The sequence below is a fragment of the Variovorax durovernensis genome, from assembly GCF_977011995.1.
This window is the reverse complement of record NZ_CDRNCW010000001.1, coordinates 3,000,752-3,016,577: the sequence shown is the minus strand read 5'-3', so window position 1 is coordinate 3,016,577 and position 15,826 is coordinate 3,000,752. Positions and strand designations below refer to the sequence as shown.

At 66.2% G+C, this 15,826-nt stretch carries 11 protein-coding genes; 6 read left to right on the top strand and 5 right to left on the bottom strand.

The genetic code is table 11. The features are described from left to right. Window positions 1–22: 22 nt before the first annotated feature. The 4 genes from lpdA to aceE are packed head-to-tail and all read right to left on the bottom strand — an operon-like array spanning window position 23 to window position 6,881. The gene (gene lpdA / locus ACWV14_RS14295) at window positions 23–1,861 is read right to left on the bottom strand and encodes a dihydrolipoyl dehydrogenase (protein WP_454909203.1); all 1,839 of its coding nucleotides are present in this window, start codon (window positions 1,859–1,861) and stop codon (window positions 23–25) included. Beyond that, on the bottom strand, window positions 1,858–2,451 hold the full coding sequence (locus ACWV14_RS14290; protein WP_422086267.1) for an Ntn hydrolase family protein: 594 nt from the start codon (window positions 2,449–2,451) through the stop codon (window positions 1,858–1,860). Before ACWV14_RS14290 ends, lpdA begins: the two co-directional genes overlap by 4 nt. Beyond that, the gene (gene aceF, locus ACWV14_RS14285; protein WP_454909202.1) at window positions 2,448–4,115 is read right to left on the bottom strand and encodes a dihydrolipoyllysine-residue acetyltransferase; all 1,668 of its coding nucleotides are present in this window, start codon (window positions 4,113–4,115) and stop codon (window positions 2,448–2,450) included. Before aceF ends, ACWV14_RS14290 begins: the two co-directional genes overlap by 4 nt. A 51-nt stretch (window positions 4,116–4,166) precedes the next feature. Then, the gene (gene aceE, locus ACWV14_RS14280) at window positions 4,167–6,881 is read right to left on the bottom strand and encodes a pyruvate dehydrogenase (acetyl-transferring), homodimeric type (RefSeq protein WP_454909201.1); all 2,715 of its coding nucleotides are present in this window, start codon (window positions 6,879–6,881) and stop codon (window positions 4,167–4,169) included. 218 nt (window positions 6,882–7,099) lie between these two features. Here aceE and ACWV14_RS14275 point away from each other — a divergent pair, with 218 nt between their 5' ends. The 5 genes from ACWV14_RS14275 (at window position 7,100) to ACWV14_RS14255 (ending at window position 13,950) form a co-directional block, all read left to right on the top strand. Beyond that, window positions 7,100–9,640, top strand: coding sequence for a PAS domain-containing sensor histidine kinase (locus ACWV14_RS14275; protein WP_454909200.1), 2,541 nt, complete (start codon window positions 7,100–7,102; stop codon window positions 9,638–9,640). Then, entirely contained in the window at window positions 9,637–10,269 is a 633-nt protein-coding gene (locus tag ACWV14_RS14270; RefSeq protein ID WP_012747279.1) for a response regulator transcription factor, read from the top strand. Before ACWV14_RS14275 ends, ACWV14_RS14270 begins: the two co-directional genes overlap by 4 nt. A 76-nt stretch (window positions 10,270–10,345) precedes the next feature. Next, window positions 10,346–11,197 carry a bifunctional methylenetetrahydrofolate dehydrogenase/methenyltetrahydrofolate cyclohydrolase FolD gene (gene folD / locus ACWV14_RS14265; RefSeq protein ID WP_454909199.1) on the top strand — a complete coding sequence of 284 codons (852 nt, stop codon included), beginning with the start codon at window positions 10,346–10,348 and terminating at the stop codon, window positions 11,195–11,197. 5 nt (window positions 11,198–11,202) lie between these two features. Beyond that, complete coding sequence (locus tag ACWV14_RS14260) at window positions 11,203–13,272, top strand: M3 family metallopeptidase (protein WP_422086262.1); 2,070 nt, start codon at window positions 11,203–11,205, stop codon at window positions 13,270–13,272. Window positions 13,273–13,302: 30 nt separating this feature from the next. Beyond that, on the top strand, window positions 13,303–13,950 hold the full coding sequence (locus ACWV14_RS14255) for a glutaredoxin family protein (protein ID WP_454909198.1): 648 nt from the start codon (window positions 13,303–13,305) through the stop codon (window positions 13,948–13,950). 32 nt (window positions 13,951–13,982) lie between these two features. Here ACWV14_RS14255 and rpiA read toward each other — a convergent pair whose 3' ends face one another. After that, on the bottom strand, window positions 13,983–14,696 hold the full coding sequence (rpiA, locus tag ACWV14_RS14250; protein ID WP_454909197.1) for a ribose-5-phosphate isomerase RpiA: 714 nt from the start codon (window positions 14,694–14,696) through the stop codon (window positions 13,983–13,985). Window positions 14,697–14,736: 40 nt separating this feature from the next. Here rpiA and ACWV14_RS14245 point away from each other — a divergent pair, with 40 nt between their 5' ends. Continuing rightward, window positions 14,737–15,816 (top strand): quinone-dependent dihydroorotate dehydrogenase, encoded by a 1,080-nt coding sequence (locus tag ACWV14_RS14245; RefSeq protein ID WP_454909196.1) that lies wholly within the window; start codon window positions 14,737–14,739, stop codon window positions 15,814–15,816. Window positions 15,817–15,826: the final 10 nt, after the last annotated feature.

The following is a 15,826-nucleotide window of genomic DNA, read 5'->3' as shown; positions in this document are numbered from 1 at the left end:
AGCGCCCCTTTCAAGCCGGAAATCAGCTCTTGCGGGCCGGCGGCAAGTCCGTGCAGGTGCCGTGCGCCACTTCCGCCGCCATGCCGATGCTTTCGCCCAGCGTCGGGTGCGGATGGATGGTCTTGCCGATGTCGATTTCGTCGGCGCCCATCTCGATGGCCAGCGCAATCTCGCCGAGCATGTCGCCGGCATGCGTGCCGACGATGCCGCCACCCAGGATGCGATGCGTCTCGGCGTCGAACAGCAGCTTGGTGAAGCCCTCGTCGCGACCGTTCGCAATAGCGCGGCCCGATGCCGACCACGGGAAGTGCCCCTTCTTGATCTTGATGCCCTCGGCCTTGGCCTGGTCCTCGGTCAGGCCGACCCATGCCACCTCGGGGTCGGTGTAGGCCACGCTCGGGATCACGCGGGCGTTGAAGGCTGCGCTGGACAGCGCCTTGTCGCCCTTCTGCTCACCCGCGATCACTTCGGCCGCCACGTGAGCCTCGTGCACCGCCTTGTGCGCCAGCATGGGCTGGCCCACGATGTCGCCGATGGCGAAGATGTGCGGCACATTGGTGCGCATCTGGATGTCGACCGGAATGAAGCCGCGGTCGCTCACCGTGACGCCGGCCTTCTCGGCGCCGATCTTCTTGCCGTTGGGGCTGCGGCCCACGGCCTGCAGCACCAGGTCGTACACCTGCGGCTCCTTCGGCGCGTTCTCGCCCTCGAAGGTGACCTTGATCCCCTCCTTCGTGGCTTCGGCGCCGACCGTCTTGGTCTTGAGCATGATGTTGTCGAAGCGCGGCGCGTTCATCTTCTGCCAGACCTTGACCAGGTCGCGGTCGGCGCCCTGCATCAGGCCGTCGAGCATTTCGACCACATCCAGGCGTGCGCCCAGGGTCGAATACACCGTGCCCATCTCCAGGCCGATGATGCCGCCGCCCAGGATCAGCATGCGCTTGGGGTCCGTACCCATTTCGAGCGCGCCGGTCGAGTCGACCACGCGCGGGTCCTTCGGCATGAAGGGCAGGCTCACGGCCTGCGAGCCGGCCGCGATGATGGCGTTGCGGAACTTGACGGTCTGCTTGCTGCCCGTGGTGTCCCAGCTCGTGCCCGAGGTTTCGTCCACTTCGAGGTGGTACGGATCGATGAAATTGCCGACGCCGCGCAGCACCGTCACCTTGCGCATCTTGGCCATGGCCGTGAGGCCGCCGGTGAGCTTGCCCACCACCTTGTTCTTGTGGCCCAGCAGCTTGGCGCGGTCGACCGTCGGGGCGGCAAAGCTCACGCCCAGGTCGGCGAAGTGCTTGACCTCGTCCATGACGGAGGCCACGTGCAGCAGCGCCTTCGACGGGATGCAGCCGACGTTCAGGCACACGCCGCCGAGGGTGGCGTAGCGCTCGACCAGCACGACCTTCAGGCCGAGGTCGGCCGCACGGAAGGCGGCCGAATAGCCGCCGGGGCCGGCGCCGAGCACGACCACGTCGCATTCGACATCGACCTTGCCGCCGTAGCTCGACACGGCCACGGCCGCAGAGGCGGGAGCCGGCGCTGGTGCGGCCTTGGGCGCGGGGGCTGCATTGGGTGCAGCGGCGGCAGCGGGAGCCGGTGCTGCAGCAGCGGGTGCGGCCGCGGCGGCGCCGTCGACTTCCAGCGTCAGCACGACAGAGCCTTCCTTGACCTTGTCGCCCACCTTCACGGCCAGCGCCTTCACCACGCCGGCGGCGGACGACGGGATTTCCATCGAGGCCTTGTCCGATTCGACCGTGATCAGCGACTGCTCGGCCTTGACAGTGTCTCCGACATTGACCAGCACCTCGATCACCGCGACTTCGTCGAAGTCGCCGATGTCGGGCACCTTGATTTGTTGTTCGCTCATTTGGACACTTTCAGTTTGAGTGTGAGAACGTCGACCGGTGGGGCCGAATTGCGATCGAATTCGCAGGCGGCGGCAATGCCTGCCTCCGCCACTTCGCGCGAGGTGCGCGACTTGATGTCATAGGCCGCGTGCATGGCACCGAGCGCAAAGCTGCGTCCCGAGCCGATGGCCCAGAACTCCTTGAACTCGAACACCTCGCGGTAGCTGTAGATGCCGTAGATGCCGCTCGGGTTGGCCATCAGCATCGTGAACTGGCTCGACTCGTAGGGCTCATGGTCGTCTTCCTTGGTCTGCATGAAGAACGAGTCCTTCAGCACCGGATGCAGCATCGTGAAGGTGCGGAAGATCTCGTGCTTGCTGCCGAACAGCAGCTTCTCGCGCGGTTGCGCGGCCAGCGCATGCTGCAGCACCAGGAAGTGCGCGGCGGCGCCGGCCATCGCGAACAGGCTGGTGCCCGCCGCGTCCTCGACGGTGAAGATCTTCTGGTTCGCCTCGGCGCGGTGCGAAAGCCGCGTGTCGCCGAAGGTCACCAGAGAATCGGCTGCCATCGTGACCTGGCCACCCTTGCGGACGGCCACTACGGTGGTCATAGCAGGATTCGACGGTAGTCCGCGAGCACCTGGCCCAGGTAGGCGTTGAAACGCGCAGCCAGGGCGCCGTCGATCACGCGGTGGTCGTAAGACAGCGACATCGGCAGCGTCAGGCGCGGCACGAACTGCTTGCCGTCCCACACCGGCTTCATCTGGCCCTTGGAGAGGCCGAGGATGGCCACTTCAGGGGCGTTGATGATGGGCGTGAAGTGCGTGCCGCCGATGCCGCCGAGCGAGCTGATCGAGAAGCAGCCGCCCTGCATGTCGGCCGAACCGAGCTTGCCGTCGCGCGCCTTCTTGGCCAGTTCGCCCATCTCGGCGCTGATCTGCAGGATGCCCTTCTTGTCGGCATCCTTCAGCACCGGAACCACCAGGCCATTGGGCGTGTCCGCCGCGAAGCCGATGTTGTAGTACTGCTTGTAGACGAGCTGGTCGCCGTCCAGGCTGGTGTTGAACTCGGGGAATTTCTTCAGCGCCGCGACCACCGCCTTGATGACGAAGGCCAGCATCGTGACCTTGACGCCCGACTTCTCGTTCTCCTTGTTCGTGGAGACGCGGAAGGCTTCGAGCTCGGTGATGTCTGCTTCGTCGTTATTGGTGACGTGCGGGATCATCACCCAGTTGCGATGCAGGTTGGCACCGCTGAGCTTCTTGATGCGCGACAGGTCCTTGCGCTCGACCGTGCCGAACTTGGTGAAGTCGACCTTCGGCCACGGAATGAGGCCCAGCGCAGCGCCATCTCCGCCACCACCGGCCGGCGCCTTGGCTGCGGAAGCCTTGGTGCTGGCCTGGCCACTCATCACGGCCTTGGTGAAGCTCTGAATGTCTTCCTGCGTGATGCGGCCCTTGAGGCCGGAACCCTTGACCTCTTCGAGCGGCACGCCGAGTTCGCGGGCGAACTTGCGCACCGACGGGGACGCGTGCGGCAGCTTGCCGCTGGGGGCGACGGTCGGGTCATGCGCAGCGGCGGCAGCGGCCGGGCTCGCGGCGGGCGCCGGTGCGGCAGCGGCTGGCGCGGGTGCGCTGGCGGTTGCCGCGGCGGGCGCGGCGGCAGCAGCGGCCTGTGCGGGCGCAGGCGCCGCGGCAGCAGTGCCTTCGAGCACGGCGATCAGGTCGCCGATGTTGACCGTGTCGCCGACCTTGACCTTGAGTTCCTTGAGCACGCCGCCCGCCGACGACGGAATTTCCATCGAAGCCTTGTCCGACTCCACCGTGATGAGCGACTGCTCGGCCTTGACCGTGTCGCCGACCTTCACGAGCAGCTCGATGACCGCGACGTCCTTGAAATCGCCGATGTCCGGCACCTTGACCTCGACCGGACCCGACGCCGCCGCAGGCGCGGCAGCAGGGGCCGGCGCGGCGGCCGCGGGCGCGGGGGCGGCAGCAGCAGGAGCCGCCGCCGGGGCCGGTGCAGCAGCACCCGCTCCCTCGGCCTCGAGCACGAGCACCACCGAGCCCTCCTTCACCTTGCTGCCGACCTCGACCTTCAGCTCCTTGACCACACCGGCCGTGGACGACGGGATTTCCATCGACGCCTTGTCCGATTCCACCGTGATGAGCGACTGCTCGGCCTTGACCGTGTCGCCCACCTTCACGAGCACCTCGATCACCGCGACTTCATCGAAATCGCCGATGTCCGGCACCTTGACTTCCACTGCTGCCATATCGTTTGTCTCCCGCCGTGAGGCGCCGTTTCGTTCGTTGATTGTTGAGGGTCAGGCGTAAAGCGGGTTGACCTTGTCGACATTGATGCCGTACTTCTTGATCGCTTCCACCACCTTGGCCACCGGCACGGTGCCGTCTTCGCTCAGCGCCTTGAGCGCGGCCACCACGATGTAGTGGCGGTTGATCTCGAAGTGCTCGCGCAGCTTGTTGCGGAAGTCGCTGCGGCCGAAACCGTCGGTGCCGAGCACCTTGTAGGTGCGGCCCTTCGGGATGAAGGGGCGGATCTGCTCGGCGTAGGCCTTCATGTAGTCGGTCGATGCGACCACCGGGCCGGTCGAGGCCGCGAGCTGCTCGGCCACGAAAGGCACGCGCGGCGTCTGGTCGGGGTGCAGCAGGTTCCAGCGGTCGGCGTCCTGGCCGTCGCGGGTCAGCTCGTTGAAGCTCGGGCAGCTCCACACGGAAGCCGACACGCCCCAGTCCTTCTCCAGCAGTTCTTGCGCGGCAAAGCTCTCGCGCAGGATGGTGCCGCTGCCCAGCAGTTGCACCGTGGGTGCCTTGGCCTTGAGCGCGGGGCCCTGCTTCGACAGGTACATGCCCTTGATGATCTGCTCTTCGGTGCCGGGCTGCAGGCCGGGCATCGCGTAGTTCTCGTTGAGCAGCGTGATGTAGTAGTAGACGTTGTCCTGCTTCTCGACCATGCGCTTGAGGCCGTGGTGCAGGATCACGCCGACTTCATGCGCGAAGGTCGGGTCGTAGCTCACGCAGTTCGGGATGGTGTTGGCCAGGATGTGGCTGTGACCGTCTTCGTGCTGCAGGCCTTCGCCGTTCAGCGTGGTGCGCCCGGAGGTGCCGCCCAGCAGGAAGCCGCGGGCCTGCATGTCGCCGGCCGCCCAGGCCAGGTCGCCGATGCGCTGGAAGCCGAACATCGAGTAGTACACGTAGAACGGCACCATGATGCGGTTGTTCGTGCTGTACGACGTGGCCGCAGCGATCCAGCTCGACATGCCGCCGGCTTCGTTGATGCCTTCCTGCAGGATCTGGCCGGCCTTGTCTTCCTTGTAGTACATGACCTGGTCCTTGTCGACCGGGGTGTACTGCTGACCGTGCGGGTTGTAGATGCCGATCTGGCGGAACAGGCCTTCCATGCCGAAGGTGCGAGCCTCGTCCACCAGGATGGGCACCACGCGCGGGCCCAGCGCCTTGTCGCGCAGCAGCTGCGTGAGGAAGCGCACGTAGGCTTGCGTGGTCGAGATCTCGCGGCCCTCGGCCGTGGGCTCCATCACTGCCTTGAAGGTGTCGAGCGACGGCACCGTGAAGCTCTCGTCGGCCTTGACGCGGCGGTGCGGCAGGTACCCGCCGAGGGCCTTGCGGCGCTCGTGCAGGTAGCGCATTTCCGGCGTATCGTCCGCCGGCTTGTAGAACGGCAGCTCGGCGATCTGGCTATCGGGAATCGGGATGTTGAAGCGGTCGCGGAAGGCCTTGATGTCTTCGTCGCCGAGCTTCTTGGTCTGGTGGACCGTGTTCTTGCCTTCGCCGATCTTGCCCATGCCGAAGCCCTTGACGGTCTTGACGAGCAGCACGGTGGGCTGGCCCTTGTGGTTCTGGGCCGAATGGAAGGCGGCGTACACCTTCTGCGAGTCATGGCCGCCGCGCTGCAGGTTCCAGACCTCGTCGTCGGTCATGTGCTCGACCATCTTCAGCGTGCGCGGATCGCGGCCGAAGAAGTTCTTGCGCACGTAGGCGCCGTCGTTGGCCTTGAACGACTGGTAGTCGCCGTCGTTGCACTCCATCATGATCTTGCGCAGCGCGCCGTCATGGTCCTTCTCGAGCAGGGCGTCCCAGCCCTTGCCCCAGATCAGCTTGACGACGTTCCAGTTGGCGCCGCGGAACTCGCCTTCGAGCTCCTGGATGATCTTGCCGTTGCCGCGCACCGGGCCGTCCAGGCGCTGCAGGTTGCAGTTGATGACGAAGATCAGGTTGTCGAGGTTCTCGCGCGCCGCCAGGCCGATGGCGCCCAGCGATTCGACTTCGTCCATTTCACCGTCGCCGCAGAAGACCCACACCTTGCGGTTCTCGGTATTGGCGATGCCGCGTGCATGCAGGTACTTGAGGAAGCGCGCCTGGTAGATCGCCATCAGCGGGCCGAGGCCCATCGAGACGGTGGGGAACTGCCAGAACTCCGGCATCAGCTTGGGGTGCGGGTAGCTCGACAGGCCCTTGCCGTCGACTTCCTGGCGGAAGTTGAGCAGTTGCTCTTCGGAGAGGCGGCCTTCGAGGTAGGCGCGGGCATAGATGCCGGGTGAAACGTGGCCCTGGATGTAGAGCAGGTCGCCGCCGTGGTTTTCGCTCTCGGCGTGCCAGAAGTGGTTGAAGCCGGCGCCGAACATGCTTGCCAGCGAGGCGAAGGAGCCGATGTGGCCGCCCAGGTCGCCGCCTTCGGCCGGATGGTGGCGGTTGGCCTTGACCACCATGGCCATCGCGTTCCAGCGCATGTAGGCGCGCAGGCGCTGTTCGATTTCGAGGTTGCCGGGGCTGCGAGCCTCCTGCGAAGGCTCGATGGTGTTGACATAGCCCGTGTTGGCCGAGAACGGCATGTCGACCGTGTTCTGGCGGGCATGCTCGAGCAGCTGCTCGAGAAGGAAGTGGGCCCGCTCGGGACCCTCGCTCTGGATGACGGAGGACAGTGCATCCATCCATTCACGGGTCTCCTGGGCGTCCGCGTCATTCGCGGCCGAGCCGAACAGGTTCTCGGGATTTGCCGACATGCTTGTCTCTCCTTTTAGGGCTGTGGCGGTAATTTAGTGCGCTATGCGATCAGCGCGGCGGAGTTTCTCATAGAAATATTCAAATTTCAAATAGTGCTTGGTGATTTCTTAATGTGATATTTCAATGACTTCCGGCAACCGAAGTCCAACCATGCCGGGGCCCATGGCGCTGCGGCATTCCAGTCGCTGCCAAGGGGGCCATCACCTAAACTCGGGCCATGCCTCTTTCTTCCCCGCTGGCGGTTGCCCGCAGTGCCGTGAACGCCTCGCCCCTCTCCTGGTGGCGCAGGTGGTGGCGCAAGCAGACGCCGGTGCTGCAGGACGCAGTCGCGATGCTCGCGCCGATGGCCGCCGTGCTGCTCTTTCTCGCGGCCATCGTGTCGGCCTTCTGGTATCTGCGCACCGAGGAGGTCGAGCGCGAGCAGGAGTCGGTCCGCCGCGACGTCGAATACGCACAGCAGCGCATGCGCCTGAGGCTGCTCGAGCGGCAGGAGCAACTGATGCGCATCGCGCGCGACGCCTCCAACCGCGAGATCGACCCCATCGAATTCACCAGCCGCGCCGAGTCGCTGGTGAGCCAGTTTCCCGAGCTGCAGACCATCACCTGGATCGATGACCGCCGCCGCTTCAAGGCCGGCTACGCCGCGCCCAGCGTGCACCCGGCGCAGCAGCACCTGATCGGCGACGTGCTGCGCCCCGGCGACATCGAAAGCAACTACGCGCTGGCGCGGGAGTTGCGCCAGCCGGTGTACTCGCAGCCGGTGGCCGGCGGCGATCCTCCGGCGATGCTGCAACTGCACATTCCCCTGTTCGACCAGGGCCTGTTCGCGGGCGTGGTGCTCGGCGAGTTCTCGGTCGACGGCCTGCTGCGCTACGGCATGCCGTCCGAGGTGCAGGCGCGCTACGCAGTGTCGCTGCTCGACGCCAAGGGCCACGTGATCGCCGGCAACACCACCAACCTGAAGGACAGCGGCACCCGCCTGCTGCCCTGGACCGAGCGCACCAATGAATACGAAGTGCCGGTGTCTCCCGTCGGCAACGCGCTGGTGCTGCGGGCGCAGGCCTACCGCACCTCGCAGGGCGTGGTCGGCAATGGGCTGTTCTGGCTGGTCTGCGCGCTCAGCGTGCTCACGAGCTGGATGCTGATCGGCACCTGGCGCCACACGCGCCGACGGCTGCAGGCGCAACAACGGCTGGTGGCCGAGACCAACTTCCGCCGGGCCATGGAAAACTCCATGCTGACCGGCATGCGGGTGCTCGACCTGCAGGGCCGCATCACCTACGTGAACGCCGCGTTCTGCGCGATGACGGGCTGGAGCGAGGAAGAGCTGGTCGGCCAGTCGCCACCCTTCCCCTACTGGCTCGAATCCGACCGCGAAGTGATGAACGAGCGGCTCGAAGAAGAACTGCACGGCCGCGCCCTGCCCGGCGGCTTCCAGGTGCGGGTGAAGCGCAAGAACGGCAGCGTGTTCAACGCCCGCCTTTACGTGTCGCCGCTGATCGACGCGCGCGGCCACCAGACCGGCTGGATGACGTCGATGACCGACATCACCGAGCCCACGCGCATTCGGGAGCAGCTCTCTGCTTCCTACGAGCGCTTCACGACGGTGCTCGAGGCACTGGACGCGGCCGTGTCGGTGGCGCCCATCGGCTCCGAGGAACTGCTGTTCGCCAACAAGCTGTACCGCCTATGGTTCGGCTCAGACACCGTGGGCCACCTCGGCATGGTCGCGCAGGCTGGCGTGCCGGCGTCGAACGCGCATGACGAGGGCCTGGACGACGTCGACCCCTACGCGGGCCTGCCGATCGACACGCTCACCGCCGCGCAGACCGCCAACAACGAGATTTTCGTGCCGCACCTGGGCAAGTGGCTCGAAGTGCGCTCGCGCTACCTGACCTGGGTGGACGGCCGCCTTGCCCAGCTCGTGATCGCGACCGACATCACGCCCCGCCGCGACGCCGAGGAACAGGCCGCCGCGCAGGCCGACAAGGCCCAGGCCGCCAGCCGCCTCATCACGATGGGCGAAATGGCGTCGAGCGTGGCGCACGAGCTCAACCAGCCGCTGACCGCCATCACCAACTACTGCAACGGGATGATGTCGCGCATCAAGGGGCAGACAATCGACACCGAGGCGTTGCTTGCTGCCCTGGAAAAGACCTCGAAGCAGGCCCAGCGCGCGGGCCAGATCATCCAGCGCATCCGTTCCTTCGTGAAGCGCAGCGAGCCCAACCGCACGCCGGCCGACGTGGCCACCATGGTGAGCGAGGCGGTCGAACTCGCCGGCATCGAGCTGCGCCGGCGCAACGTGCGCCTGAACCACTACGTGGCGGCACGGCTGCCGGTGGTGCGCGTCGACCCGATCCTCATCGAGCAGGTGATGGTCAACCTGCTGAAGAATGCGGCCGAATCCATCGACATCGCGGACCGCCCGCTGGCGCGCCGCAGCGTCGAGCTGCGGGTGCTGCCCAAGGTGATCGAGGGCCACAACGCCATCGAATTCTCGGTGCAGGACACCGGCAAGGGCCTGGCCCCGGAAGTGATGGACCGGCTCTACGAGGCCTTCTTCTCCACCAAGCCCGAAGGCATGGGCATCGGGCTCAATTTGTGCCGCACCATCGTCGAGTCGCATCGCGGCCGGATGCAGGCGGAGAACATCTACAATGGTCCGGATGTGATCGGATGCCGTTTTTCCTTCTGGATTCCGGTGTTGGACGCTATCAGTTCCGTAGCTAGCGACGAGGCAAAGGTACCTGCATGAGTTTGATTCCGAAGAAGGGCACGGTCTATGTCGTCGACGACGACGAAGCCGTACGCGATTCGCTGCAATGGCTGCTCGAAGGCAAGGACTACAGAGTCCGCTGTTTCGATTCCGCCGAATCCTTTCTCTCCCGATACGACCCGCGCGAAGTCGCCTGTTTGATCGTCGACATCCGCATGGCCGGCATGACCGGCCTCGAACTGCAGGATCGGCTGATCGAGAGGCGCTCCCCGCTGCCGATCGTGGTCATCACCGGCCACGGCGACGTGCCGATGGCCGTCGACAGCATGAAGAAGGGCGCCATGGATTTCATCCAGAAGCCCTTCAACGACGAGGAACTCGTCACGCTGGTCGAGCGCATGCTCGAACATGCGCGCGGCGCCTTCACCCAGCACCAGCAGTCGGCCAGCCGCGACGCGCTGCTGTCCAAGCTCACCGGCCGCGAGGCACAGGTGCTGGAGCGCATCGTCGCCGGCCGCCTGAACAAGCAGATCGCCGACGACCTGGGCATCAGCATCAAGACGGTCGAGGCGCACCGCGCCAACATCATGGAAAAGCTCAACGCCAACACCGTGGCCGACCTGCTGAAGATCGCACTCGGACAAGCGGCCCCCGCGGCCAAGGCCTAGAAGCTATCCCTGCGATAGCGATGAATGACCCCCACGCCTGCGCAAGCGGGCGTTTTTACTTGGAAGATCGAAACCGATGACCGCCCAACTGATCGACGGCAACGCCCTCGCCCAAACCATTCGCGCCGAAGTTGCCGGCCGCACCGCCGCACTCAAGGCCCGAGGCGTGAATCCGGCCCTTTCCATCATCCTAGTGGGCGAAGACCCGGCCAGCCAGGTCTATACGAAGCACAAGGTCAACGACAGCGCCCAGACCGGCCTCGCCGCCACGCTGGAGACCTACCCCGCCGACATGACCGAGGCCGACCTGCTGGCCCGCATCCGCACGCTCAACGACGACCCGAAGGTGCACGGCATCCTGGTCCAGTTGCCGCTGCCGAAGCACATGGACAGCCAGAAGGTCATCGAGACGATCTCTCCCAGCAAGGACGTGGACGGCTTCCACGTTGCCAGCGCCGGCGCGCTGATGACCGGTGCCCCCGGCTTCTGGCCCTGCACGCCGCACGGCTGCATGAAGATGCTCGAATCCATCGGCTACGACCTGCGCGGCAAGCACGCCGTGGTCATCGGGCGCAGCAACATCGTCGGCAAGCCGATGGCCATGATGCTGCTGGCCAAGAGCGCCACCGTGACCATCTGCCACAGCGCCACGCAAGACCTGGGCGCCATCACTCGCCAGGCCGACGTGGTCGTCGCGGCAGTGGGCAAGCGCAATCTCCTGACCGCCGACATGGTGAAGCCCGGCGCGGTGGTCATCGACGTTGGCATGAACCGCAAGGAAGACGGCAAGCTCGCCGGCGACGTCGATTTCGACGGCGTCAAGGAAGTAGCCAGCTGGATCACCCCTGTGCCCGGCGGCGTCGGCCCCATGACGCGCGCCATGCTGCTCGCCAACACCCTTGAAGCGGCCGAACGCGCCGCCAAGTAACTTCCATGGCCATGACGAACAACCCCCTCCTCGATTTCACCGATCTCCCGCTGTTCGACCAGATCAAGCCGGAGCACGTCGCACCAGCCGTGGACACGCTGCTGGCCGAAGGCGAGGCCAATCTGGAAACAGTGGTTGCGCCCGAATTTCCCGCCGAATGGGTCGCGATCTCGCGCGTGCTCGATGTCGGCGGCGAGCGCTTCACACGCGCCTGGGGCGCCGTCAGCCACCTGAACGCTGTCGCGGACACGCCCGAACTGCGCGCCGCCTACAACGAAGCCATGCCCCGCGTCACCGCCTTCTGGACCCGCGTAGGCTCCGACGAGCGGCTCTACGCCAAGTACAAGGCCATCGACGTCGCCACGCTCAACGCCGAACAGCGCCAGGCCCATCGCAATGCCGTGCGCAACTTCGTGCTGGGCGGCGCCGAACTGCAGGGCGAGGCAAAGAAGCGCTTCGCCGACATCCAGGAGCGCCAGGCCGAGCTGAGCCAGAAGTTCAGCGAGAACGCCCTCGACGCCACCGACGCCTTTGCCTACTACGCCTCTCTCGGCGAGCTCGAAGGCGTGCCCGATGACGTGGTGAGCGCTGCCCGCGCAGCCGCCGAAGCCGACGGCAAGGAAGGCTACAAGCTCACGCTCAAGATGCCGTGCTACCTGCCGGTGATGCAGTTCGCCAAGAGCACCGCGCTGCGCGAAAAGCTCTACCGCGCCTATGTCACCCGCGCCAGCGAGTTCGGCGACGCCGCCTTCGACAACACCCCGCTGATCACGGAGATCCTTGCGCTGCGCGAGGAAGAAGCCAAGCTGCTGGGCTACAGGAATTTCGGCGAACTGTCGGTCGTGCCGAAGATGGCCGAATCGCCCGAGCAGGTCGTCAAGTTCCTGCGCGACCTCGCAGCCAAGGCCAAGCCCTATGGCGAACGCGATCTGGCCGACTTGCGCGTCTTCGCGGCCGAGCAGTTGGGCATCACCGACCCGCAGCCCTGGGACTGGACCTACATCGGCGAGAAGCTGAAGGAAGCGCGCTACGCTTTCAGCGAGCAGGAGGTGAAGCAGTACTTCCCGGCGCCGAAGGTCATGGCCGGCCTGTTCAAGATCGTCGAGACGCTGTTCGAAGTGTCGATCCGCCGCGACAGCGCGCCTGTGTGGCACCCGAGCGTCGAGTTCTACCGCATCGAGCGCCAAACCCCTCAGGGCGTCCAGAAGGTCGGCCAGTTCTACCTCGACCCATCCGCCCGCGCCGCCAAGCGCGGCGGCGCCTGGATGGACGACGTGCGCGCCCGCTGGCTGCGCCCCGACAACGGCGTGCTGCAGACACCGGTCGCGCAGTTGGTGTGCAACTTCGCCAGCGGCGTCGACGGCAAGCCGCCGCTGCTCACGCACGACGACGTGACCACCCTCTTCCACGAATTCGGCCACGGCCTGCACCACATGCTCACGCAGGTGAACGAGCGCGACGTCTCGGGCATCAGCGGCGTCGAGTGGGACGCGGTCGAGCTGCCGAGCCAGTTCATGGAAAACTTCTGCTGGGAGTGGGACGTGCTCAAGCACATGACCGCCCACGTCGACACCGGCGAGCCGCTGCCGCGCGCGCTGTTCGACAAGATGACGGCCGCCAAGAACTTCCAGAGCGGCCTGCAGACGCTGCGCCAGATCGAGTTCTCTCTGTTCGACATGCTGCTGCACACCGAGTACCACGCCGCTGATGCCAAGCCCGGCGACGTGATGGCGCTTCTCGGCAAGGTGCGCACCGAAGTGGCGGTGATGCCCTCCCCGCCGTTCAGCCGCACGCCGAATACTTTCAGCCACATTTTCTCGGGCGGCTATGCGGCCGGCTACTACAGCTACAAGTGGGCCGAGGTGCTGAGCGCCGACGCCTACGCGGCCTTCGAGGAAACCGTGGGTGCCGACGGCGAGCCGAACATCGAGACCGGCCGCAAGTACCGCCAGGCCATCCTGGAAGCGGGCGGCAGCCGCAGCGCGATGGATTCGTTCAAGGCCTTCCGCGGCCGCGAGCCCCAGCTTGATGCGCTGCTGCGACATCAGGGCATGGCCGAGGCCCAGCCCGCTTGATGCGGCGCTGAAGCTTGCGATACTCGGGCGATGCATCCGACCCCTTACAAATTCTCACTGCATCGCCTGATCGGCCTGGCCCTCGTGTTCGCCGCCGTGAGCACAACGGCGCAGACCATCTACCGCCAGGTGGACAAGAACGGCAAGGTCACCTTCTCGGACCGGGCACCGACTGCCGACGCAGGGGCGGCTTCGGGCCCGCAAGGCGGTGTCACCACGCCGCCCAATGCAGGGCTGCCCTACGAACTGCGGCAGGTGGCACAGCGATATCCGGTCACGCTGTACAGCGGCGAAGAGTGCGCGCCCTGCGGTGCCGCTCGCTCCTTGCTCACGACGCGCGGCATTCCGTTCGACGAGCGCACCGTCAAGAGCAACGAGGAAATCGAGGCGCTGCAGCGCTTGAGCGGCCAGAGTGCGCTGCCGTTGCTGACCATCGGATCGCAGCAGCTCAAGGGTTTCTCGGACGTCGAATGGTCGCAGTACCTCGACGCGGCCGGCTACCCCAAGAGCAACAGCCTTCCCGCCGGCTACCGCAACGGCCCGGCACGGCCGCTGGTCGCGCAGCAGGCGGCGCCCGCCGCCCGCACGCCGGCCGCAGCACCCGCCGCGCAACCGGCCTCGCCAGCGCCCGCGTCGAGCGAGCCGGGGCCGAGCAACCCGGCCGGCATCAAGTTCTGAGCTGAAGCCTGGGCGCTGTTTGTTGTTCGCCCTCAGGCGAACGTCATCGTCTTCACGCCCGTCGCGGTACCCAGCAGGCACACGTCGGCCTTCTGGTGCGCGAAGACACCGACCGTCACCACGCCCGGCCACTGGCTCACCTCGGACTCGAAAGCCAGCGGATCGCCAATCCGCAAGCCGGTCACGTCGACGATGTGCTGGCCGTTGTCCGTCACCAGAGGCAGGCCGTCCTTCTCGCGCACCTGGGCGATGCCGCCCATGGCCGCGAACTGGCGCATCACGCGGCGCGCGGCCATCGGAATCACTTCCACCGGCAGCGGGAAGGCGCCCAGCGTTTCCACCAGCTTGGACGCGTCGGCGATGCAGATGAACTTGCGCGACTGGGCCGCGACGATCTTCTCGCGCGTGAGTGCCGCGCCGCCACCCTTCACCATGAAGCCGCGGTGGTCGATTTCGTCGGCACCGTCGATGTAGACGGCCAGTTCCTCCACCTCGTTGCTGTCGAACACCGGGATGCCCAGCGCCCGCAGGCGCTCGGTCGAGGCCACCGAGCTGGAGACGGCGCCCTTGATCTGGTCCTTGATGGTGGCCAGCGCGTCGATGAACTTGTTCACCGTCGAGCCGGTGCCGACCCCGACGATCTCGCCCTTGACCACGTAGGCCAGCGCGGCGTGGCCGACCAGGGCCTTGAGTTCGTCCTGGGACAGGGTGCCGGAAACAGGGGTTGGGGAGGCGGGTGCGGTCATCGCGGAGAATCCTTGGCTCATTGAAGTCGAGAATTATCCGATGCCCCTGCTGATGCCCTCTTCGCTCTACGGCCTGGCCCGCCCTTTCCTGTTCGGCTTCGACCCCGAGCACGCCCATGAACTGACCCTCGACGGACTCGCGCGCACCCAGAACACCCCCCTGGCCTGCGCCTACTCGGCACCGCGCGTCAGCGATCCCGTCCAGCTTGCGGGGCTGAGCTTTCCGAACCGCGTGGGCCTGGCGGCCGGGCTCGACAAGAACGCCCGCTGCATCGACGCCTTCGCGGCCATGGGCTTCGGATTCGTCGAGGTCGGAACCGTCACGCTGAAAGGTCAGCCGGGCAACCCCAAGCCCCGCATGTTCCGCCTGCCGCAGCGCGACGCGCTGATCAACCGGCTGGGTTTCAACAACGAAGGACTCGACGCCTTCCTTGCGAACGTGCAGAAGGCGCGCTTCCGCACGGCGGGCGGCGCGGCCAAACCACCGATGCTGCTGGGCCTGAACATCGGCAAGAACGCCGCCACGCCGATCGAGCGCGCGGTGGACGACTACCTCGCCTGCCTCGACGGCGTGTACCCACATGCCGACTACGTGACGATCAACATCTCCAGCCCCAACACCGCGAACCTGCGCTCGCTGCAGAGCGACGAGGCGCTCGATGCCCTGCTCGGCGCCGTGGCCGAGCGCCGCGAGACGTTGGCCACGCGCCATGCCAAGCGCTCGCCGCTGTTCGTGAAGATCGCTCCGGACCTCGACGAAACCCAGGTCGCGGTCATTGCAGCCACCCTGAAGCGCCACGGCATGGACGGTGTGATCGCCACCAACACCACGCTGGCGCGCGACGCGGTGAAGGGCCTGCCGCATGCGGAGGAAGCGGGCGGACTTTCAGGTGCACCGGTGCGGGAAGCAAGCAACCGCGTGATCGCGCAACTGCGCGCTGCCCTGGGCTCTGGTTTTCCGATCATCGGGGTGGGTGGCATCCTGAGCGGGGCCGATGCCAAGGCCAAGATCGCCGCCGGCGCAGACGTGGTGCAGATCTACACCGGGCTGATCTATCGCGGCCCCGGGCTGGTCCGCGAAGCGGCTCAGGCGCTGCTGCGGGATCGCAGCAAGGCCTGAGTCTTTTCGG

Coding starts and splice junctions, on each gene's coding strand:
- ACWV14_RS14255 (WP_454909198.1), top strand. CDS start 13,303: ATGCATCCGACCCCTTACAAATTCTCACTGCATCGCCTGATCGGCCTG.
- folD (WP_454909199.1), top strand. CDS start 10,346: ATGACCGCCCAACTGATCGACGGCAACGCCCTCGCCCAAACCATTCGC.
- ACWV14_RS14290 (WP_422086267.1), bottom strand. CDS start 2,451: ATGACCACCGTAGTGGCCGTCCGCAAGGGTGGCCAGGTCACGATGGCA.
- ACWV14_RS14270 (WP_012747279.1), top strand. CDS start 9,637: ATGAGTTTGATTCCGAAGAAGGGCACGGTCTATGTCGTCGACGACGAC.
- ACWV14_RS14260 (WP_422086262.1), top strand. CDS start 11,203: ATGGCCATGACGAACAACCCCCTCCTCGATTTCACCGATCTCCCGCTG.
- rpiA (WP_454909197.1), bottom strand. CDS start 14,696: ATGACCGCACCCGCCTCCCCAACCCCTGTTTCCGGCACCCTGTCCCAG.
- ACWV14_RS14275 (WP_454909200.1), top strand. CDS start 7,100: ATGCCTCTTTCTTCCCCGCTGGCGGTTGCCCGCAGTGCCGTGAACGCC.
- lpdA (WP_454909203.1), bottom strand. CDS start 1,861: ATGAGCGAACAACAAATCAAGGTGCCCGACATCGGCGACTTCGACGAA.
- aceE (WP_454909201.1), bottom strand. CDS start 6,881: ATGTCGGCAAATCCCGAGAACCTGTTCGGCTCGGCCGCGAATGACGCG.
- ACWV14_RS14245 (WP_454909196.1), top strand. CDS start 14,737: ATGCCCCTGCTGATGCCCTCTTCGCTCTACGGCCTGGCCCGCCCTTTC.
- aceF (WP_454909202.1), bottom strand. CDS start 4,115: ATGGCAGCAGTGGAAGTCAAGGTGCCGGACATCGGCGATTTCGATGAA.